The organism is Serratia sp. CoH_134_PS_4 (assembly GCF_058190535.1).
Window position 1 is genome coordinate 186,411 of the sequence record NZ_JBXWKI010000001.1, and the last position, 19,512, is coordinate 205,922.

General features: G+C 52.5%; 19 protein-coding genes and 1 riboswitch. Of the genes, 8 read left to right on the forward strand and 11 right to left on the reverse strand.

The features are described 5' to 3' along the window. The first annotated feature begins 95 nt into the window (after positions 1 to 95). Positions 96 to 212, forward strand: a complete 117-nt coding sequence (locus AC2FCQ_RS00880) for a DUF2627 domain-containing protein (protein ID WP_071593021.1) — start codon at positions 96 to 98, stop codon at positions 210 to 212. A 41-nt stretch (positions 213 to 253) separates the two neighbouring features. Continuing rightward, on the forward strand, positions 254 to 463 hold the full coding sequence (cspE, locus tag AC2FCQ_RS00885; protein WP_002221949.1) for a transcription antiterminator/RNA stability regulator CspE: 210 nt from the start codon (positions 254 to 256) through the stop codon (positions 461 to 463). Positions 464 to 515: 52 nt separating this feature from the next. Here the strand turns inward: cspE and pgeF are convergent, their stop codons facing one another. Then, a complete protein-coding gene (gene pgeF, locus AC2FCQ_RS00890; RefSeq protein ID WP_209634058.1) occupies positions 516 to 1,232 on the reverse strand; it encodes a peptidoglycan editing factor PgeF in 717 nt (238 codons plus the stop codon). Between the two features lie 143 nt (positions 1,233 to 1,375). Here pgeF and rlmA point away from each other — a divergent pair, with 143 nt between their 5' ends. Next, on the forward strand, positions 1,376 to 2,197 hold the full coding sequence (rlmA, locus tag AC2FCQ_RS00895) for a 23S rRNA (guanine(745)-N(1))-methyltransferase (RefSeq protein WP_490308193.1): 822 nt from the start codon (positions 1,376 to 1,378) through the stop codon (positions 2,195 to 2,197). 145 nt (positions 2,198 to 2,342) lie between these two features. On the opposite strand, the gene mntP is transcribed toward rlmA, so the two are convergent. The 5 genes from mntP to manX all read right to left on the reverse strand — a co-directional run bounded on the left by mntP (position 2,343) and on the right by manX (position 6,650). Beyond that, positions 2,343 to 2,912, reverse strand: a complete 570-nt coding sequence (mntP, locus tag AC2FCQ_RS00900; protein WP_209634054.1) for a manganese efflux pump MntP — start codon at positions 2,910 to 2,912, stop codon at positions 2,343 to 2,345. Between the two features lie 11 nt (positions 2,913 to 2,923). Next, a riboswitch (yybP-ykoY riboswitch) is annotated at positions 2,924 to 3,106 on the reverse strand. A gap of 221 nt (positions 3,107 to 3,327) precedes the next feature. After that, positions 3,328 to 3,786 carry a DUF986 family protein gene (locus AC2FCQ_RS00905; protein WP_265553684.1) on the reverse strand — a complete coding sequence of 153 codons (459 nt, stop codon included), beginning with the start codon at positions 3,784 to 3,786 and terminating at the stop codon, positions 3,328 to 3,330. A gap of 55 nt (positions 3,787 to 3,841) precedes the next feature. Further along, on the reverse strand, positions 3,842 to 4,684 hold the full coding sequence (locus tag AC2FCQ_RS00910; RefSeq protein WP_490308194.1) for a PTS mannose transporter subunit IID: 843 nt from the start codon (positions 4,682 to 4,684) through the stop codon (positions 3,842 to 3,844). 15 nt (positions 4,685 to 4,699) lie between these two features. Then, positions 4,700 to 5,497 carry a PTS mannose/fructose/sorbose transporter subunit IIC gene (locus AC2FCQ_RS00915; protein ID WP_037419902.1) on the reverse strand — a complete coding sequence of 266 codons (798 nt, stop codon included), beginning with the start codon at positions 5,495 to 5,497 and terminating at the stop codon, positions 4,700 to 4,702. A 181-nt stretch (positions 5,498 to 5,678) separates the two neighbouring features. After that, the gene (gene manX / locus AC2FCQ_RS00920; protein WP_209634048.1) at positions 5,679 to 6,650 is read right to left on the reverse strand and encodes a PTS mannose transporter subunit IIAB; all 972 of its coding nucleotides are present in this window, start codon (positions 6,648 to 6,650) and stop codon (positions 5,679 to 5,681) included. Between the two features lie 572 nt (positions 6,651 to 7,222). On the opposite strand from manX, the gene AC2FCQ_RS00925 reads away from it, so the two are divergent. After that, positions 7,223 to 8,767, forward strand: a complete 1,545-nt coding sequence (locus AC2FCQ_RS00925) for a TerC family protein (protein ID WP_209634046.1) — start codon at positions 7,223 to 7,225, stop codon at positions 8,765 to 8,767. Between the two features lie 18 nt (positions 8,768 to 8,785). On the opposite strand, the gene AC2FCQ_RS00930 is transcribed toward AC2FCQ_RS00925, so the two are convergent. The 4 genes from AC2FCQ_RS00930 to pabB all read right to left on the reverse strand — a co-directional run bounded on the left by AC2FCQ_RS00930 (position 8,786) and on the right by pabB (position 14,445). Continuing rightward, positions 8,786 to 10,402 carry an EAL domain-containing protein gene (locus AC2FCQ_RS00930; protein ID WP_490308195.1) on the reverse strand — a complete coding sequence of 539 codons (1,617 nt, stop codon included), beginning with the start codon at positions 10,400 to 10,402 and terminating at the stop codon, positions 8,786 to 8,788. A gap of 283 nt (positions 10,403 to 10,685) precedes the next feature. Beyond that, positions 10,686 to 12,050, reverse strand: coding sequence for an L-serine ammonia-lyase (gene sdaA, locus AC2FCQ_RS00935; protein ID WP_209634042.1), 1,365 nt, complete (start codon positions 12,048 to 12,050; stop codon positions 10,686 to 10,688). 446 nt (positions 12,051 to 12,496) lie between these two features. Continuing rightward, positions 12,497 to 13,075, reverse strand: a complete 579-nt coding sequence (locus AC2FCQ_RS00940; protein ID WP_490308197.1) for a CoA pyrophosphatase — start codon at positions 13,073 to 13,075, stop codon at positions 12,497 to 12,499. Further along, on the reverse strand, positions 13,072 to 14,445 hold the full coding sequence (pabB, locus tag AC2FCQ_RS00945) for an aminodeoxychorismate synthase component 1 (protein ID WP_209634038.1): 1,374 nt from the start codon (positions 14,443 to 14,445) through the stop codon (positions 13,072 to 13,074). Before pabB ends, AC2FCQ_RS00940 begins: the two co-directional genes overlap by 4 nt. Before the next feature lie 497 nt (positions 14,446 to 14,942). On the opposite strand from pabB, the gene AC2FCQ_RS00950 reads away from it, so the two are divergent. Then, positions 14,943 to 15,950, forward strand: a complete 1,008-nt coding sequence (locus tag AC2FCQ_RS00950) for a glycosyltransferase (RefSeq protein WP_209634036.1) — start codon at positions 14,943 to 14,945, stop codon at positions 15,948 to 15,950. Positions 15,951 to 16,013: 63 nt separating this feature from the next. Beyond that, on the forward strand, positions 16,014 to 16,256 hold the full coding sequence (locus tag AC2FCQ_RS00955; protein ID WP_209634034.1) for a YoaH family protein: 243 nt from the start codon (positions 16,014 to 16,016) through the stop codon (positions 16,254 to 16,256). 33 nt (positions 16,257 to 16,289) lie between these two features. Here AC2FCQ_RS00955 and purT read toward each other — a convergent pair whose 3' ends face one another. Then, the gene (gene purT / locus AC2FCQ_RS00960; RefSeq protein ID WP_490308198.1) at positions 16,290 to 17,468 is read right to left on the reverse strand and encodes a formate-dependent phosphoribosylglycinamide formyltransferase; all 1,179 of its coding nucleotides are present in this window, start codon (positions 17,466 to 17,468) and stop codon (positions 16,290 to 16,292) included. Positions 17,469 to 17,711: 243 nt separating this feature from the next. On the opposite strand from purT, the gene dbpA reads away from it, so the two are divergent. Both dbpA and AC2FCQ_RS00970 read left to right on the forward strand, forming a co-directional pair. Continuing rightward, on the forward strand, positions 17,712 to 19,094 hold the full coding sequence (gene dbpA / locus AC2FCQ_RS00965) for an ATP-dependent RNA helicase DbpA (protein WP_265553676.1): 1,383 nt from the start codon (positions 17,712 to 17,714) through the stop codon (positions 19,092 to 19,094). 88 nt (positions 19,095 to 19,182) lie between these two features. Beyond that, positions 19,183 to 19,506, forward strand: coding sequence for a YebG family protein (locus tag AC2FCQ_RS00970; protein ID WP_209634028.1), 324 nt, complete (start codon positions 19,183 to 19,185; stop codon positions 19,504 to 19,506). The last annotated feature ends 6 nt before the right edge of the window (positions 19,507 to 19,512 follow it).

Here is a 19,512-nt window from a genome sequence, read left to right on the forward strand (position 1 = left end):
ATGTGCGACAGCTCCATCAGTGATTAAAAATGGCTTGCCATCGAATACAGAGTATGTGATAACGCATCTGGGTAAAACGAGGTACAGTTCTGTATATGTGTGGCATTTTCAGTAAAGAAGTTCTGAGTAAAAACGTTAGCGTTGAATACCGCTTCTCTGCCGATCCTTATCTTAGTGCCTCAAGCAGTAACGACTCTAGTTTGTCTATGTAACGCCTACGGGCGGTTTAAACAATCCAAAGGAAATACTCAAGATGGCAAAGATCAAAGGTCAAGTTAAGTGGTTCAACGAGTCTAAAGGTTTCGGTTTCATCACTCCAGCTGACGGCAGCAAAGACGTGTTCGTACACTTCTCTGCAATCCAGGGTAACGGCTTCAAAACCCTGGCTGAAGGCCAGAACGTTGAGTTCGAAATCCAAGATGGCCAGAAAGGCCCATCTGCAGTAAACGTTACTGCAATCTAATCAGCGTCAGCTGTACAAAAAACCCGCCTTGGTGCGGGTTTTTTCGTTTCTATTATCCGCCGGTAATAATAATACCTGCGTATTGATTACGTCCGGTAATACCCGGATGGCTCGGATCTTGCTCACGTCGGTGGCTGTTCCGCCGGTAGCTGGTGTATTTGAAGCGCTGCGGCTGCAGAGGATCCGTGTTTGGCGTGCAGATGGTACAGCTCCCGGCAAGGTCAACGCCGGCAAACCCTAACTCGCGGAGTTTGGATTCGGCAATGGCCGCCAAGTCCAAATGGCGATAGTGGGGGCTGATTAACGCCATGGGCAGTGGTAACTGTTGCTTGAAGCGCGCAACCAGCTCTTCGTTCACCTCGTAGCAGCATGGACCGGCAGCAGGGCCGATGGAAGCCACCCAGTTGGCCGTTGAGTCATCACGGCGGATACGTGCAGCCAGTTGCTCCAGAATACCGTCCAGCAGCCCACGCCAGCCAGCGTGCACGGCTGCAATCGCTGAACCATCATGACGACTGAAAATAACGGGCAGACAGTCCGCTGTTAACACGCTAAGCAAAATGCCAGGTTGGGTGGTATAGAACCCATCAGCTTCACCACAAGGTTGCGCTGCCTGTGTGACGTCAACGATGCGCGTGCCGTGAACCTGCTTTTTTTCCGGCAAGGTGGTGCAGTAGGGCTGTAAATGCCCAGGAAGCAGTGCGCTCTTGTTCCCGAAACCGTGTTGAATGGACGGAATGGTGTTGAGCAGTGGAGAGTAATCAGTCATATAACGTTTTTGCCTGCGTCAGAAAACTTAACGTCAGTGTAGCCATTTTTTTTCCTCCTTGGCTAGGCCCATACGGGATGTGCCTTGCATCGCATAGACGCCTTCTTTAGACTAGCCGCGCGTATCTCTCTGGAACCCAAACCATGTCTTATCAGTGCCCGTTGTGTCATCAGCCGCTTCATTTTTCTCATCAGCAATGGCGTTGTGACGCTAACCACCAGTTTGACTGTGCCAAAGAGGGCTACGTTAACCTGATGCCGGTGCAGCATAAGCGTTCGAAGCAGCCGGGTGACAGTGCAGAGATGATGCAGGCACGGCGTGCATTCCTTGATGCGGGTTTCTATCAACCTTTGCAGCAACGCGTGGCAGAGCTGTTGGATCACGCGTTGTCTTCTGACGCACAGGCTCTGCTGGATATCGGTTGTGGTGAAGGGTATTACACGGCGGAGGTCGCCGCGCGGTTGGCGCAACTGCGTGGTGTCAGGGTTTATGGGTTGGACGTCGCGAAGGTGGCAATCCGCTATGCGGCCAAGCGTTACCCGGCGGTGTCATTCTGTGTCGCATCAAGCCACCGTCTGCCGTTTGCCGACGGTTCTTTAGACGCCATACTGCGTATTTATGCCCCCTGCAAGGCGGAAGAACTGGCGCGGGTAGTCAAACCCGGCGGGGCAGTGGTGACGGTATCGCCTGGCCCACGCCATTTGTATCAGTTGAAAGAACAGGTCTATCAGCAGGTGCAACTGCATGACGAACAGGATGAGCAATTCGCGGGTTTTGACTGTGAACGGGTTGAGTCGCTGTCGTATCTGATGACGCTTCCGGGAGAACAGGCAGCCAACCTGTTGCAAATGACGCCGTTTGCCTGGCGGGCCTCCCCGGAGGTCCAGCAACGCCTGAGCGCCTGTGAGCGCTTTGCGTGCGAAACGGATTTCGTCATTGCGCTCTATCGCCGACGTGCTGATTAAGCCGGCGTGTAGGTTGTCGGTTTGCTGAATGCGTCCTTGCGTTTACCGTTGCCAGCCTCCCGCAGGCGCCGGATGGCAAGATGGATTGATCGGGGACAGAAACAAAAAAACCTGCCGTTGGCAGGTTTTCTCGCGTTTAGCGGTATCAGGCGAGGTAGCCCAAATGCTCCAGCAGGATATTGACGCCGATACCGATCAAGACCACACCGCCGAGGATCTCCGCACGTTTGCCGAGGAGTGGACCGATGAAGCGACCAATCATCATGCCTATTGTCGCCATAATCATGGTGGCCATGCCAATGGCCATGGCGGTATGCACAATGTTCACTTGCAAGAAGGCCAGGCCGACACCGATAGCCATGGCGTCAAGACTGGTGGCTATCGCGGTAGCGACCAATAACCAGAACCCGTGGCGCTTCACTTTTTCCACTTCATCTGGGCGGTTTCTGACGCCTTCTACAATCATGCGCGTGCCGAGAATAAACAGCAGCGAGAAAGCGACCCAGTGATCCCATTCCATAATGTATTGGCTTGCAAACAGGCCGATACCCCAACCAATGATTGGCGTAATAGCTTCGACCACACCGAAGATCAGTCCGGTGCGCAGTGCTTCACGGAAACGGGGTTGATGTAGGCTGGCACCTTTGCCGATCGATGCGGCAAACGCATCCATAGACATACCAAAAGCGAGAATGAGTGTAGCTGACAAGTTCATGTTAAATAGCCTCGGCCGGGCGGCTCCATATACACGTAACCCACCCCCAACCATACGACGGAGTTACGTGTCTATGGTCTCGCCAACCTTACCTGGCTGCCCGCACCACGTTTTAATGAAAAAACGAGTATGTTGATACGGGCGTTTCTGGCGTTTTATTGTCCAGAAACCGGCTACTCCCCAATGACGGCGCAACCATACCATATTATTTCCGCCGGCAACAACCTTTATTCCCAACGGATATTGGTTTGGAATTGATAATTGTTTTCATTAATGGAGTGTGCAAGAAGGAATATAATGTAGGCTAGTGCAACAATGTTGCGTAAATAATAATCAGGTAGCCTTGTGCGCTGGTGATTAATTATCCACATTCAGCGCGGGGTGGGCTGCTCGACGGGGTGAGGTTATTTTTTATTCACTGATTTTCAACAAAAAAGTGATAAATCTTCTCCAGGTCATCTAATTGAGTCACCTGAATCAGTAATCGGCGCTGCTCCAAATCTATGACCAGAATGCCATCTTCAGATAAATTCATGGCTTTAATACGGTTATATTCAATAAAGGCATTTGCATAAAAAAAGCCCTGCGCTTTAAACAACAATTTAGGCCAGCGGATATAAGAAATATAAATAGCGATCAGTGCTAAAGAAATAAGCAGATAGGTGGTTAATGCCGCACCTTGGGTGGTGACATTACGGTAAATAAGTATGGCGATGAGGCCAACAAAGATCAGACAATCAACCCGATTACGACGCTTCAACTGTACTTTCAGTAACGTTTTGCCTTTCAGCAAGTTCATGCCGAATTCATCGTAAATCGCATACACCAGCATCAGTGCGGTGAAAATCAGTAATACGCCATCGGTCAGCGACATCTTTCAACTCCACAAATAAAAAAAGCCGGGGGTTTCCCCCCGGCTGTTAACACCTTTACAGACCCAACAGACCAACCCAGTAACCGAAGATACCGATGGCAAAGAAGCCGATGATGATCCACAACGCATTCACTTTTTTGCGCAGTAGCCACATACACCCGAAGGTCAGCAGCAGAGGTACCAACCCCGGCATCAGCTGATCGAGGATGGTTTGCACGGTGGTGACCGTGGTATGCCCGGTCTGGTCTGTGATTTTCGAGACGACCAGCGGGATATTCACGTGCGTCCACTTGTTGACTAACGCCCCCATGACAAAGAGGCCGAGAATGGACGCTCCTTCCGTCAGTTTTTGCAGGAAGCCGCCACCCATATCATTGACGATATCCACCCCTTTGCGATAACCGTAAGCCACGCCGTAATAGCGGGTCAACAGGCGCACCAGGTTGAACAGGACAAAGAACAATATCGGGCCAAGCAGGCTGCCACTCATGGCAATACCGGCACCGAGCGCGGCAAATACCGGGCGTACGGTCCCCCAGAAGATCGGGTCACCCACACCGGCCAGTGGCCCCATCAAACCGACTTTGATACCGTTAATGGCCGCATCGTCGATAGGCGCACCGTTAGCGCGTTGTTCTTCCATTGCCATGGTTACGCCAAGCACCGGCGCTGCCACGTAAGGGTGGGTGTTAAAGAACTCCAGGTGGCGTTTGATCGCCTGTTTGCGGTCGTCGTTATTTTCCGGATACAGGCGACGGATCACCGGTACCATTGAGAAGCAAAAACCCAGCGCTTGCATACGTTCGAAGTTCCATGAACCCTGGAACAGATTCGAGCGCATAAACACACCGCGAATATCGGCTGGCATGAGTTTCTTTTGAGCTGTTGTATCAACCATGTCTCTCACCTATTCCTAGTCCAGTTCGTTATCGAGGTCATTATTCGCCGGGCCGGCTTGTACAACCTGAGACTTGTTGTATTTCGGGCTGAGCTGGATATAAAGCACGGCCATCACCACGCCGATGACGCCCAGCGCGACCAGGTTAAAGTTGGTGAAGGCAGCGGTCACGAAGCCGAGGTAGAAGAATGGCATCAAATAACCGGCACGCATCATGTTGATCACCATCGCGTAACCGACGACTACGATCATCCCACCGGCGATGTTCAGGCCGCTGGTGACAACTTCTGGGATCGAGTTAAGCAGTGCGTGAACGCCTGAAGTACCCACTGAAATAGCGACGATAACCGCCGGAATAGCGATACGCATCGCCTGCAGCAGCAGGGCAGAGATATGCAACCAGGTAATGGCGCGCAAACTGCCGCGTTCCGCCGCGCTGTCCGCGGCGTGCTGGAAGGCGACGGTCAGCGTACGTACGATGATGGTCAGAACTTGTCCGGCCGCCGCCAAGGGGATGGCCAGGGCGATACCGGCACCGACGCTTTGCCCGCCGGCAATAACCAGAATGGTAGAAATGATTGACGCTAACGCAGCATCTGGCGCAACTGCCGCACCGATGTTCATCCAGCCCAGGGCGATCATCTCCAGCGTACCGCCGATGATGATGCCGGTCTTCATATCACCGAGAATAAAACCGATCAGGGTACAAGCGACCAGCGGACGGTGGAACTGAAACTCGTCGAGGACGGAACCCATCCCGGCGATACAGGCAACGATAAATATCAGTACAATCTGAAGAGTGGTAATCTCCATTGCACTTCTCCTATGACCAAAGATCTCTGAGTAAAATAATTATTGGCTATACCCTTCCTACTTGAAGCCGCATCTTTGTTGGCTGAATCCGCTTACCCTCGTCACATCGTTCGCTATGCTTCGGGTGATTCGCAGACGTGCCTTTGCGATGCCACTCCAATTATCTTGGGGGATGTCGCCATTAATTGAGCTTGTTAATCAGGTCCATCATTTTTAACCGGCTGTCGGACGAGACTTTACGCACTTCCAATTCAATACCGCGCTCGTTTAATTTCTTAAACGCCTCGATATCTTTTTCGTCGACAGAAACGGCGTTATTTACCTGGGTTTTACCCTGGCGGAATGCCATACCACCGATATTCACCGATTTGATGTCCACACCGCCTTCCACCAAACGCCACACGTCAGTTGGGTTGGTAAATAGCAACATCACGCGTTCGCCCGCATACTTCGGGTTATTCCATACGCGGATGGCTTTCGCTACGTCAACCACGTGTGCGGTGACGCCGGGCGGGGCCACCTGAGTCAGTAAGGTTTTGCGAACGTGGTCGGCGGCGACTTCGTCACTGACAACGATAATGCGAGTGACGTCAGTTTCCTTGGTCCAACGGGTAGCGACCTGACCGTGGATCAAACGGTCATCGATGCGGGCCAGGCCGATCTTCATGTGGTCATTGGGGCCCAGAGGTGCCTGTGGTGCTGCGGGTTTTGCGACGGGAGAACTCTGTTGTGCCGCGGGCTTAACACTCTCTTCTGCTGGTTTCTTCAGGGCTTTCACACCCTCACGGCCAGTTTCCAACGCCAGCGCGACCAATTCGTCAAAGCCAGGGTTGTCGTCTCTTGCCATGAATGTTTCCACCAGCATGGGAATGTTAACCCCGGTGACGACCTCATAGTTTTCTTTATCGACGGCGATACGGCTCGCCGCATTGAAAGGGCTGCCGCCCCAGGTATCCACCAGGAACAGGACGCCACCGCTGGTGTCGAGTCCGCTGATTTTTCCGTTATATTTCTCGATTAACGTTTCGGCATTTTCACCGGGGACGAAATCTATAAAAGCGACGTTGTCCTGTTCGCCTAATAGCATTTCCGTCGTCTTCAGCAATTGTTCCGCTGCGGTCCCGTGTGTGCCGATGATAATAGCTATTGCCACTCGCTACCTCCTCATTGAACTTCATGCACGGATTGTGTCGTTCTTTAGTTCATTTGCTTCCTGGCAGTCACTTCCGCGGTTCAGATACATTATGGTAGATATTTGGAAACCCGCTCTTAACATTTCTCGCGCAGTTTCAAAAGCCTGTGCGCGCTGAACCACGTTAGCGTCATTTATTTTAGTGAGTGAAAAAATAAATTTTGTGACATTGCTCTGTTATTGAACGCTCGGATAAGTCTTAACGCGGTGTTTGCGGAATTAAACAACAGAGCTGTTACAAGACGATGCAGAACGTAAAAAAGCTTCTTTGCCGGCAAAAAAATTCCTGCTAGAGTATTTCTTCTTTCATATTTAGGAGTGAAGGGCCTCAGCCCACCCTATGGACTGTCACCGAAGTTACTGTTTTTCAAGGTTCCACCCGCCACCTGCTGGCGTAGCACAAATCACACGGCCGTTCGGCCATCTCCCGGTACTGCAATCCCGTTATCTTGCTGTTGTTTGCGCAAATCCTGCGTCGGCATCGTCACGCCTGAGCATCGCTCGGCCATCCTGTCTTTTTTTCGGAGTCTGATATGGAATTTTTAATGGACCCCTCAATTTGGGCTGGGTTACTGACACTGGTGGTGTTGGAAATTGTACTGGGTATCGACAACCTGGTGTTTATCGCCATTTTGGCCGACAAGCTACCACCGAAGCAGCGTGATAAAGCCCGTATACTCGGTCTGTCGCTGGCGCTGTTTATGCGTCTGGGCCTGTTGTCGGTCATTTCCTGGATGGTAACGCTCACCACGCCGCTGTTTAGCGTGGCGGACTTTAGCTTCTCTGGCCGTGATTTGATCCTGCTGTTCGGTGGTGTCTTCCTGTTGTTCAAGGCCACCATGGAGCTGCACGAACGGCTGGAAGGACAAACACATCAAGATGGCGCTAACCGGGGCTACGCCAAGTTCTGGGCTGTTGTGGTGCAGATTGTGATCCTTGATGCGGTGTTCTCGCTCGACGCGGTCATTACCGCGGTGGGGATGGTGAACGACCTGGCGGTAATGATGACGGCCGTGGTTATCGCGATGGTGGTGATGTTGGTGGCTTCCAAACCGCTGACTAACTTCGTGAATGCGCATCCGACTATCGTGGTGCTGTGTCTGAGCTTCCTGTTGATGATCGGCTTGAGCCTGATCGCCGAAGGCTTTGGCATGCATATTCCGAAAGGGTATCTGTACGCTGCGATTGGCTTCTCGATCCTGATTGAGCTGTTTAACCAAATCGCGCGCCGTAACTTTATCAAGCATCAGGCGCATCGTCCTATGCGTGAGCGTACCGCCGAAGCGATTATGCGTTTGATGGGGCAACAGCGAGCACAGCAGACAGATGAAGCAGTGCCGATGCCGGTAAACGAAACCTTCGCAGAAGAAGAACGCTATATGATCAGCGGTGTTTTGACGCTGGCCTCCCGTTCCCTGCGTAGCGTCATGACGCCGCGCACCGAAATTTCATGGGTGGATTGCGATCGTTCACGGGAAGAAGTCCGTGAACAATTGCTGGACACGCCACACAGCCTGTTCCCGGTGTGCCGTGACTCCCTGGATGAGATTATCGGTGTGGTTCGTGCCAAGGATCTGCTGGTGGCAGTAGAGCGGGGCGAAGATATCGCAGAATTCGCTGCGCGCACACCGCCGATCGTCGTGCCGGAGACCATGGACGTGATTAACCTGCTGGCAGTCTTGCGACGTGCCAAAGGGCGTTTGGTCGTCGTCACCAACGAATTTGGCGTAGTGCAGGGACTGGTTACGCCACTGGATGTGTTGGAGGCGATCGCAGGTGAATTCCCTGATGAGGATGAAACGCCGGATATCGTGGTGGAATCCAACAGTTGGCTGGTGAAAGGCGGTGCTGACATGCACTCGCTGGAGCAGGCGCTAAACTGTGAAGACTTGGTTAGCCCAACGGCGGATTACGCCACCTTGGCGGGGTTCCTGCTGGCACACTACGGCCAAATGCCGGTCGTGGGTGATGTGGTAGAACTTAATCGACTGCGTTTTGAAATCGTCGAGGTGTCTGAGTACCGTATCGAGCTGGTGCGTATCACAAAAGTGGAACCTCACGACGAGGAGCACCAGTAATATCACGGGCCGGGGGCATTATGCCTCCGGCTTGATTTCCTCTTCTCTTTGACGTTCTTCCCGCTTGTTCATTGCCCGTAACCGCGATTCATATTGCTGTAGCCACAACGGAAATACATTGATCGGCATGGGTTTGGCAAAATAGAAACCTTGCAAGGCGTTCACATCACGTGAGCGTAGATAATCCGCTTGTTCGGCCGTTTCTACTCCTTCAGCCACCAGTTTCAGCTTCAAACGCTGTGCCAGGGTAATAATGGTATCGGTGACCGTCGCGTTAATCGCATCGGTGCCGATTGCCGCAGTAAAACCGCGATCGATCTTCAATACGTCAGGGCTGAGTTTTTTCAGATAACTCAGAGAGCTATGCCCGGTTCCAAAATCGTCAATGGCCAGCATGACACCCATTTCTTTCAGCGTTTTAATCTGCTCATACTGAATTTCCGACAATGCGGTACGCTCGGTCAGTTCCAGCATCAGTGACGGCATCGGATGGGCTGGCAGCCACAGACGGCGGATGTCGTCGATGATAGTAACCCCGTTGAAATGCTCGGCGGCGACATTGATGCTGATATAAAACGAAGGGCGTGGCGGGAACAAATGCAGGTTCTCTACCACAGTGGTTATCAGGTAGCGTGTTAGGGAGATGATTAAGCCATGCTGTTCTGCCAGCGGGATAAATACATCAGGTGAAATCCAGCCCTGACGTTTGTTTTTCCAACGTAACAAGGTTTCAACACCAACACATCTGCCGGTTTCGGCATTGATGATAGGTTGACAGTAAACACGGAACTCGCGATGGGTAATGGCATGGCCAATATGGTATGACAAACTCATGCGGTTAGCCGTCAGCAGATACACCACATAGGCTGCCAGCAGACTGATCAACAGCGACAATGGGATATGACGCGGCAGTGCCGTCAGCGCCAGCACGTTAGCCTGTGGGCCAAATAATGAGATAGAGAAGGGATACTGCGCAGATTTTGCCGTATACCGTAGGTCTGCCGTCAGCGTATCGCTGCGCAAGATCTCTCGACGACCGTATTCCAGGCTGTAATTGCCGACGTTTAACACCACGCGCTGTGCAAAGGGTTCCTGAGGCTCCAGCAAAAAGTTTGCCAGCAATTCTATATTGAAAACGTGTAACACACCGTTGCGGTTATCACCTGGCGCAACGGGTGTCCACATGATCAGCGTAGGTACCCCTTTGGCGACGGTTAACGAGGGGCGCAGCACCAGTGTCGCGCCATCGTTTGCTACGGTGGGTAAAATAGCGCTGAAATCATACTTACGTGCGCCGAACAGACTGGAACAGTAAATAACACCATCTTTGACCAATAACATGGCACGTAAGGCCTGGTTTTGTGCGGCGCGGAAACGCAATGCTGACATTGCGGTTTCACAAGATTGGTCCAACATCGGCATGGATCGTTCGGCTTGTTGTCGGGCGGGCGTCAGTAAATCATTAATTTTGGCAACGGTGCGGGTAGCGAGAAACTGTCGGTTTTGTTCGATGGTACCAAGTTCTTGGTAATAACGGGTATAGAGTGAGAGTAGCAGAATAGCCAACCCAACCGCCCCGGCCAGTAGCCAACGGTAATAACGGTATTTGGTCACGGTAAGTTGGGTCATCAACATCACTAAATCCTTGTTCGGTAAGCCAGCCCAAAAATCACCGCCAGGCCAAACTGCCCTAAATGATACTTGGCTAATTCTAGCCTGTCGTTATACAAGAGTGATGGTAACCCAGTAAATTATTTAAATTTGGCGAAACAGAGGGCTAAATTGCGGGTTAACCGCAGGATCGGCGTGACAGTGTCGACATATTTTATCGTGACATTGTCACTTGGTGTGTGTTAGTGGTTTGATTATTCAGCGTTCATACCAAGAAAAACCCCGCCGTGAAGGCGGGGTGAGGACGTTAGTCGCACTGCACTTTGATCGCCAGACCACCGCGAGAGGTTTCGCGGTATTTAGCGTTCATATCTTTACCGGTTTCGTACATGGTCTCGATCACCTTATCCAGCGATACGCGAGGTTCACTGGTACGGCGCAAGGCCATGCGTGCGGAGTTGATCGCCTTCACGGAAGCAATGGCGTTACGTTCGATGCACGGCACCTGAACCTGGCCGGCAACCGGGTCACAGGTCAGCCCCAGGTTGTGTTCCATACCGATTTCTGCCGCGATGCACACCTGCTCCGGGCTACCGCCCAAGAGTTCAGCCAGACCGGCCGCAGCCATTGAACAGGCCACGCCCACTTCACCCTGACAGCCGACTTCGGCACCGGAGATAGAGGCGTTCATCTTGTACAGCGCACCGACGGCACCCGCAGCCATAAAGTAGCGGATGTAAATGTCTGGGCTAACGGACTCAATAAAGTGGTCATAGTACGCCAGCACGGCCGGTACGATGCCGCAAGCCCCGTTGGTCGGCGCCGTGACAACACGGCCGCCTGCCGCGTTCTCTTCGTTCACTGCCAGTGCAAACATATTGACCCAGTCAATCACGTTCATTGGGTCACTGGACAGTTTATCTGAGGAAACCAGCAGACGGCGCAAGGCGGATGCACGGCGTGGAACACGCAGCGGCCCCGGCAACACGCCTTCGGTATTCAGGCCACGATCAATACAGGCGCGCATGGTCTGCCAGATGTTGCCGAAATAGGTTTCGATGTCCTGTTTGCTGTGCAATGCCAGTTCGTTTTGCATCACCATGCCTGACAGGGACAACCCGGTTTCACGGCAGTGATCGAGCATTTCGCGAGCAAAACTGAACGGATATGGGACACTCAGTTCGTGCTCGTCGGCCTTGCCGAAGTTTTCTTCATCGACGATAAAACCACCGCCGATAGAATAGTAAGTCTTGCTGTAAACTTGTTTATCCCCGGCGAAGGCGTGGATTTGCATGCCGTTTTCATGCAGTGACAGGTTGTCGCTGCGGAAAACCATGCCGCCATCACGCGGGAAATCGACTTCATGCTGGCCATTGGCCAGCATCAGGCGTTGACGTTGTTCTACATCGCGAATAAAACCCGGGATGCTATCGATATCAACGGTATCCGGCATATTACCTGCCAGGCCGAGGATGATAGCGATATCGGTATGGTGACCTTTACCGGTCAATGAGAGTGAGCCGTAAACATCTACAGCAACACGCGTGATAGAAGGCATCAGGCCTTTATTTACCAGATCGTCGACAAACTGTTTGCCGGCTTTCATCGGTCCAACCGTATGAGAGCTGGACGGGCCGATGCCGATCTTAAACATGTCGAAAACGCTAATCACGCTAAAACTCCTTAGAGGCATATTGTTATGGCTGCAGCGGTTAAAAACCGCGCAGGGAACAGCGATATTGTAAAAGGACCGTACGGGTTCGGTTGTCTTTTTCGCATGAAATAAAATAATCCGTGGTGTTACTTCTGTTAGTGATTGCCTCAGACATTCGGCCGGCCCTGGAACCTTCCGTTGCCTAAACTCCGTTAATGGCAATCGCGCCTGCTTCCCGTGCTGAACGCGGCCAGTTTAAACCTTGCTAAAATAGTGGTTTATCCCGGATGGCAGTATTTTACAGGTATTTCGTAAGGTTGAAGAGAGGGTTTACAGTTTTTTTAAAACTCTGATAGCCAGAACGGTAGTTGAAAAAGCAAACAAATGAAGTGATGCCGATCGCTTTACCCGCGCCAACTGCGCAGGTAACCGTTTGGCTTGTGATCGCGGTCACGGAATTGACGCTAAATACTGACCTGCTGCGCCAGGCGCCGGATGATGGCGGCGGTTAATCCCCAGACAAATTGGCTCTGATACCAGGAAAGATAAATGCGGTGGGAATGACCGGCACGCTGAATATCGAGTGGGTAATAGCGCGATAGCGTCAGCGCTTCGTGTAATGGCATTTCAAAAACATCGGCAACTTCGTCTGCGTTGGCGACGAATCGTACATCTGGAGAAATAAGCCCCACAACAGGGGTGACCTGGAAGCCGGTACTGCTGTCGAGGGGTGCCAGTTGCCCCAGGATGGTCACCGCCTCCGGTGGGATCGCCACTTCTTCATAAGCTTCCCGCAGGGCGGTGATCACCGATGAACCGTCGTCGGCGTCGGTTTTGCCGCCAGGGAAGGCGACCTGTCCAGGATGTTTGCGCAGCGAGTCGGCGCGGCGGGTGAGCAACAACGTCGGCTTAGGGCGGCAGATGATAGGTATCAACACTGCCGCCGGGCGAACGTTATGTGAGATTTGCGACGCCTGTGGCAGCTGCAACTGAAAACGGCTGATAAAGGCTGCCAATGAGGTTGGATAAGTCGGCTGGTTCACGACGCGGTAAACTCCCCCAGTTGTGGCAAGATGCGGCCAACTTTATCAAAGGTTTCCTGATACTCCGCCTGTTCCTGGCTGTCGGCAACGATACCGCCACCGGCGGAACAGTAAATACGGTTGTTTTCGGTGATGAGTGTGCGAATGGTGATATTGGTGTCCATGGTACCGCAGACGCTGATGTACCCAATACTGCCGCAATACGCGTTGCGCCGTTGTGGCTCCAACTCTTCAATGATCTCCATCGCACGCACTTTGGGGGCACCGGTAATGGAACCGCCGGGGAAACACGCGCGCAGCAATTCCGTCGCAGGGGTGTGTTCCGGCAGGGTCGCCGTGATAGTGCTAACCAGATGATGCACCGCTGGGAAGGGCTCTACCACAAATAACTCGGGAACCTTCACGCTGCCAGGCTCGGCGACACGGCCAATATCATTACGCAGCAGATCGACAATCATCAGGTTTTCCGCGCGGTCTTTGGCGGAATTCGCCAACCGTTGCGCTTGCTGAGCATCCTGCTCAGGATCGGCAAGGCGCGGCAGGGTGCCTTTAATGGGACGCGTCTGGATATGGTGATCTTCCAGCCATAGAAAACGCTCGGGTGAAACGCTCATGACGGTGTTGTGTGGCAAGCGCAAGAAGGCAGAAAAGGGCGCACGATTACTGGCGCTTAATTGCTGAAATGCTTGCCATTCATCGCCCTGATACTCAGCAGAGAATCGCTGTGCCAGATTGATTTGATAACAGTCACCACTGCGCAGATAACGCTGAATGCGCTGAAATTTTTCACCGTACTGTTGCCGCGTCATATTGGCTTGCCAGCAACGGGTCAACGTGAATGCGCGTCGGGTTTCAGGTTGCTGGCCCTTGAGCCATTGCCAGCGCTGCTCTACATCGTCATAACTCAGCAGTGTCAGCGTTTGTCGGTGATGATCGGCAATCAAAGCCCAGTTATAAATGCCGATCGCCATATCCGGCAGTGTGATATCTGCCTGAGACAATTGCGGCAGTTTTTCCACGCGGCGGCCCAAATCATAACCGAACAACCCCAGTGCGCCGCCCTGAAAGGGCAGGCAGGTATCCATCGCCGGGTGCAGGTTCAGTTGATCCAGTTGCTGTTGCAACAGACTGAAAGGGTCTTCCGAAGATTGCCAATGCGCTTCACCGCAGTGGATCTCGGTGAGGGAACCCCGTGTGGTTAAGGTAGCGCAGGGGGCGGAGACCAGGATATCGAAACGGTTGTGTGGGTGTTCGGCAAAACCGGAATGCAACAGCATCGCCCAAGGCTGCTGTGCAAGCGGTGCAAACAGCTCTAACAGTGCAGTGCGGGTATAAGGTAAAGACTTAAGATTCGGTGCAGTTATGCTCATGGGCCTCAATAAACCTGACTAACAGACGGCTGTTTCTGTTGGCTATTCTGCCATATTCAACCGGCGGGTGCATGTCTTGGTCTCAGTGGCTGAAGCACACTTTACATAAACGGTGAGTAAACAATTTTGCAAATGAAGCATTTTTTGCGACTTTAGCTAAAGTTTACTATGTTAAAAATAATTACATCAGTCAATGCTCGATATATTTTTTTATCTAAAATCACAAACGGAAAATTAAATCATTAGTTTCACGCGGTTATTGTTTTTGGTTGTTATCATTGGCTGATGGTACAGGCGATTATTTTATTAACAATGCCAAGGTGTTCTGTAATTTGGGTAATGAATTACTGCCTGTGAGAGCGTACGTATAAAAATATAAATGGTAACAAGACGCATGTATGCCTTCGAGTAAATCGACTGGCAAGTGCTTCATTTTATTTAAATGCACCCTGATATTTTAAGAATATTCATTCGTTACTTTTTACGAAGAGCTGCCTATGCCCCTAATGCTGAGTGTTATTGTCCCGTTGCACAACGTGGGCGAGCTGTTTGAGCCTTTTCTGGCTTCATTGCTGGCCCAAAATGAACAGCGATTGGAAGTGATCATCGTCAATGACGGTTCCAGCGATGGCTCTGGCGATATCGCCCATCGTTATGCCCGACAGCACCCACACATTACTGTCATTGATCAGCGTAACGCGGGTGTGTCCTGCGCACGCAATGCCGGGTTGGCCGTTGCCAAAGGGAAATATGTCGCGTTTCCTGACGCGGATGATTTACTGGCGCCTGAGATGTATTCAACCTTGATTGAACTGGCCGAAAAAAATCAGCTGGATGTTATGCAGTGCAATGGTGAACGTTATTTTTCCCATGAGGGTGAGCTTCAACCGATTATTCCACTCAAACGATTGGGCGATACACAGGTTATAAGCGGTGTTCAATGGTTGGAGCGCGCGCTGAAATCAAGAAAATTTATTCATGTGGTGTGGTTAGCCGTTTATCGCCTTGATTTTATTAAACAGCATCAGTTGTATTTCGAGCCGGGTTTACATCACCAAGACATTCCCTGGACCACCGAAGTGATGTTTAATGCCAAGCGGGTGAAATATATCAGCAAAGCGCTGTATCGCCAGCGTGTTCATGACCAATCGATTAGCAATCGCCGCCGTATTGGTAAAGCCAACGTGGAATATCAGCGCCATTATATGAAAATCGTGGAGATGCTGAGGGTACTTAACCAGCGTTACGCGAGAAAAATCGACATCAGGCCGGCTTTCCATTGGCAAATCACGCGCGAAGCATTGGGTATTTGCCACAGTATCCGCCGTGAACCTGAACTGGCTGCACAGTGCCAAATCACCGATGAATTCTACCAACGCGGTATTGATCGCGCCATGTTCGCCAATGCGCGTGGTCTAAAACAAGGCTGGCACGTCATACTCTGGCTCCATCGTCTGAAACAGTGGCGGCACGGTGAGCATGTTTCGCAACCGGCTGCTGAATAACAAGCGTTGGGATCCGTCGGTTTAGGGGGTATACTCGCTCTCCATTTTGCCGGAGAGAATCACATGCTTGCAGGTATGCCGTCCCTGAGCCATCTAGAGCAGCAGGAAGCTGCTGATCGTATCCATTCGTTGATGGAACAAGGCATGAGCAGTGGTGAAGCCATTGCGCGCGTTGCACAGGAAATCCGCGAAAAACACCAGGGTGACCAGGTCAGCGTGCTGTTTGATGACGAAGACGATGAAGAGCATCAGGAACGGCCGGACGATCTGGCTGATGATGACTCGGAAGAAGACGAAAACTATTGATATTTCAGGGGCCGGCAAGCCGGCCCCGAAGAATTACCCTTCAACCACGACCGCAGCCGCAGCCTGTTTGGCTGATTCTACCGCCAGCGCTATGTTTTCTGCCGTAGCCAACGCGACACCCATCCGACGTTGACCGTCAATGTCCGGTTTACCGAATAAACGCAGTTGGTTGTGACCGACCAGCGCGTGGTCCAGACCGCTGAAACGCAGGTCACGGCTGGTCAACTGTGGCAGAATGACTGCGGATGCCGAAGGCCCGAACTGGCGGATCGCACCAATGGGCAGACCCAGGAAAGCGCGAACGTGCAGGGCGAACTCGGACAGATCTTGCGAAATCAAGGTCACCATGCCGGTATCATGCGGCCGTGGGGACACTTCGCTGAAAATAACCGCGTCCCCACACACAAACAGTTCTACACCGAACAGACCAAAACCCCCCAATGCTTTCACCACGTTTTCCGCAATCGCCTGCGCACGGCTCAACGCCAGATCGCTCATCTGTTGAGGTTGCCATGATTCGCGGTAATCCCCATCTTCCTGGCGATGGCCGATTGGCGCACAGAAATGCACGCCATCAATTGCACTGATGGTGAGCAGGGTGATTTCAAAGTCGAACTCCACCAGACCTTCGACAATCACTTTACCGCCCCCGGCACGGCCACCCTGTTGGGCATACTCCCAGGCTGCGTTTAGCTGTTCCGGACGGCGGATCAGGCTTTGGCCTTTGCCGGATGAACTCATGACCGGCTTGATGATGCAGGGATAGCCGATGTCATCGACAGCCTGCTGGAATGTCACTTTGTCATCAGCAAACCGATAAGGCGAGGTGGGCAGACCGAGCGTTTCTGCGGCCAAGCGGCGGATGCCTTCGCGGTTCATGGTCAGTCGCGTTGCCTCGGCGCAGGGCACCACATGGTGTCCTTGCTGTTCCAGCTCAACCAGCATGCTGGTGGCAATGGCTTCGATCTCTGGCACGATATAGTCAGGACGTTCCTGTTCAATCACGGCTTTCAGTGCGTTGCCGTCCAGCATGTTAATAACGTGGCTGCGGTGTGCCACGTGCATGGCGGGAGCATCGGCGTAGCGATCAACAGCGATCACTTCCAGTCCCAAACGCTGGCATTCGATGGCAACTTCTTTACCCAGCTCGCCGGAGCCGAGCAGCATAACGCGGGTGGCGGAGGGGCGCAGGGCGGTTCCAATAGTTAACATAGTCTCGTACCTGGATCTGTGGAGTGTAAAGCGGTCTGATAATGGGCGTGCAGTATATACGAAAACGTTTGCGTGTGCAGCCGAAGGCCAACCTATTGCTGCCACCGCCGTCAAAACCCGCAAGTGGCGGCTTTTTTTATGTGTGAAATCCGTAATCCCCCCTATCTCTGTTATCATCTGCGGTTAATTCGGTGCTGCCCATGGGCGCGCCGCCATTCCATTTGCCATATAAGAGTTATCGCCGTGAGCACAGTTTCTTTTTCTTCCCTGCCGCTGCCAGCCGAACAGTTGGCCAACCTCAACGAATTGGGGTATGCCGAAATGACACCGGTGCAGGCTGCTGCATTGCCCGCCATCCTGAAAGGGCAGGACGTACGTGCCAAAGCAAAAACCGGCAGCGGTAAAACGGCGGCATTCGGCATCGGCCTGCTGGATAAAATTAACGTTGCCCAAGTGGCTGCGCAGGCGCTAATCCTGTGCCCGACACGTGAACTGGCGGACCAGGTGAGCAAAGAGCTGCGCCGTCTTGCCCGCTTCACTCAAAACATCAAAATTTTGACCCTGTGTGGTGGCCAGCCTATGGGGCCACAGCTCGACTCCCTGGTGCATGCACCGCATATTGTCGTGGGGACTCCGGGGCGTATTCAGGAACACCTGCGTAAGAAAACGCTGGTGTTGGACGAACTGAAAGTGCTGGTCTTGGACGAAGCCGACCGCATGCTGGACATGGGTTTTGCCGATGACATCGACGATGTGATCAGCTATACGCCGCCGCAACGTCAGACGCTACTGTTCTCGGCAACCTATCCGAGCGGTATTGAACGCATCAGTGCCCGCGTACAGCGCAATCCGTTAAATGTGGAAGTGGACGACGGTGAAGAACAAACCACCATCGAACAACGTTTCTATGAAACCACCCGCGATCAGCGCCCAGCGGTGTTGGTGTCGGCCATTCGTCATTATCAACCGTCTTCCTGCGTGGTGTTCTGTAACACTAAACGTGATTGCCAGAGCGTATATGAAGCGCTGGAAGCGCGAGGCATAAGCGTATTGGCGCTGCATGGCGATCTGGAACAGCGCGATCGCGATCAGGTTCTGGTGCGCTTTGCCAACCGTAGCTGCCGTGTACTGGTGGCGACCGACGTTGCTGCACGCGGTCTGGACATTAAAGAGCTGGAACTGGTTGTCAATTATGAACTGGCATTTGATCCCGAAGTGCATGTACACCGTATAGGTCGTACCGGCCGCGCTGGTCTGAGCGGCCTGGCAATTAGCCTGTGCACACCGCAGGAAATGGCGCGTGCGCATGCGATTGAAGAGTATTTGCAGATACGAGTTAACTGGGCACCGGTGTCTGAACTGAGTGGCGCGAGCCATACGACACTTGAAGCCGAGATGGTCACCTTGTGTATCGACGGTGGGCGTAAGGCCAAAATCCGTCCTGGTGACATTCTTGGTGCCTTGACCGGCGACGCCGGGTTAACGGCAGCAGAAGTGGGCAAGATAGACATGTTCCCCGTGCATGCTTATGTGGCGATCCGCAAGGCGAGCGCCCGTAAGGCACTGCAACAGCTCACACAGGGTAAAATCAAGGGTAAGAACTGCAAGGTGCGGTTGTTGAAATAAATCACGTCAGGGGTGCACTTGCATCCCTGCGTAAAATCACCTTATACTGTATAAAATTACAGTATTCTAACCTTTGAGGAATGCGCATATGGCAGTTGAAGTTCACTATGTGGTGGTGAGAAACGGTGAGGAAAAGATGACTTTCGCAACCAAGAAAGAAGCCGATGCTTACGACAAAATGCTGGATCTGGCCGACAGCCTTGGTGAATGGTTGCAACAGGCGCCATTGAGCCTGGATGACGAGCAACGTGAAGGGCTGAGTTTCTTCCTGGCGGAGAATAAAGACGTGCTGGGGCAAATCCTGCGCGGCGCCGCGCCGGTGGAAACACCGAAGAAACCGGCCAAAGTTAAAGCGGAAAAACCTGTCGCTACCACAAAAGAGGGATCTGCGTCAGAAAAGCAGGCAGCATAATGACTT

What these genes read in the sequence shown, in the direction of transcription:
- pabB (WP_209634038.1), bottom strand. Translation starts at nt 14,445, where the DNA reads ATGAGCATAACTGCACCGAATCTTAAGTCTTTACCTTATACCCGCACT.
- AC2FCQ_RS00925 (WP_209634046.1), top strand. Translation starts at nt 7,223, where the DNA reads ATGGAATTTTTAATGGACCCCTCAATTTGGGCTGGGTTACTGACACTG.
- mntP (WP_209634054.1), bottom strand. Translation starts at nt 2,912, where the DNA reads ATGAACTTGTCAGCTACACTCATTCTCGCTTTTGGTATGTCTATGGAT.
- AC2FCQ_RS00955 (WP_209634034.1), top strand. Translation starts at nt 16,014, where the DNA reads ATGCTTGCAGGTATGCCGTCCCTGAGCCATCTAGAGCAGCAGGAAGCT.
- rlmA (WP_490308193.1), top strand. Translation starts at nt 1,376, where the DNA reads ATGTCTTATCAGTGCCCGTTGTGTCATCAGCCGCTTCATTTTTCTCAT.
- cspE (WP_002221949.1), top strand. Translation starts at nt 254, where the DNA reads ATGGCAAAGATCAAAGGTCAAGTTAAGTGGTTCAACGAGTCTAAAGGT.
- AC2FCQ_RS00910 (WP_490308194.1), bottom strand. Translation starts at nt 4,684, where the DNA reads ATGGTTGATACAACAGCTCAAAAGAAACTCATGCCAGCCGATATTCGC.
- AC2FCQ_RS00950 (WP_209634036.1), top strand. Translation starts at nt 14,943, where the DNA reads ATGCCCCTAATGCTGAGTGTTATTGTCCCGTTGCACAACGTGGGCGAG.
- AC2FCQ_RS00915 (WP_037419902.1), bottom strand. Translation starts at nt 5,497, where the DNA reads ATGGAGATTACCACTCTTCAGATTGTACTGATATTTATCGTTGCCTGT.
- purT (WP_490308198.1), bottom strand. Translation starts at nt 17,468, where the DNA reads ATGTTAACTATTGGAACCGCCCTGCGCCCCTCCGCCACCCGCGTTATG.
- AC2FCQ_RS00880 (WP_071593021.1), top strand. Translation starts at nt 96, where the DNA reads ATGTGTGGCATTTTCAGTAAAGAAGTTCTGAGTAAAAACGTTAGCGTT.
- AC2FCQ_RS00905 (WP_265553684.1), bottom strand. Translation starts at nt 3,786, where the DNA reads ATGTCGCTGACCGATGGCGTATTACTGATTTTCACCGCACTGATGCTG.
- AC2FCQ_RS00970 (WP_209634028.1), top strand. Translation starts at nt 19,183, where the DNA reads ATGGCAGTTGAAGTTCACTATGTGGTGGTGAGAAACGGTGAGGAAAAG.
- pgeF (WP_209634058.1), bottom strand. Translation starts at nt 1,232, where the DNA reads ATGACTGATTACTCTCCACTGCTCAACACCATTCCGTCCATTCAACAC.
- AC2FCQ_RS00930 (WP_490308195.1), bottom strand. Translation starts at nt 10,402, where the DNA reads ATGTTGATGACCCAACTTACCGTGACCAAATACCGTTATTACCGTTGG.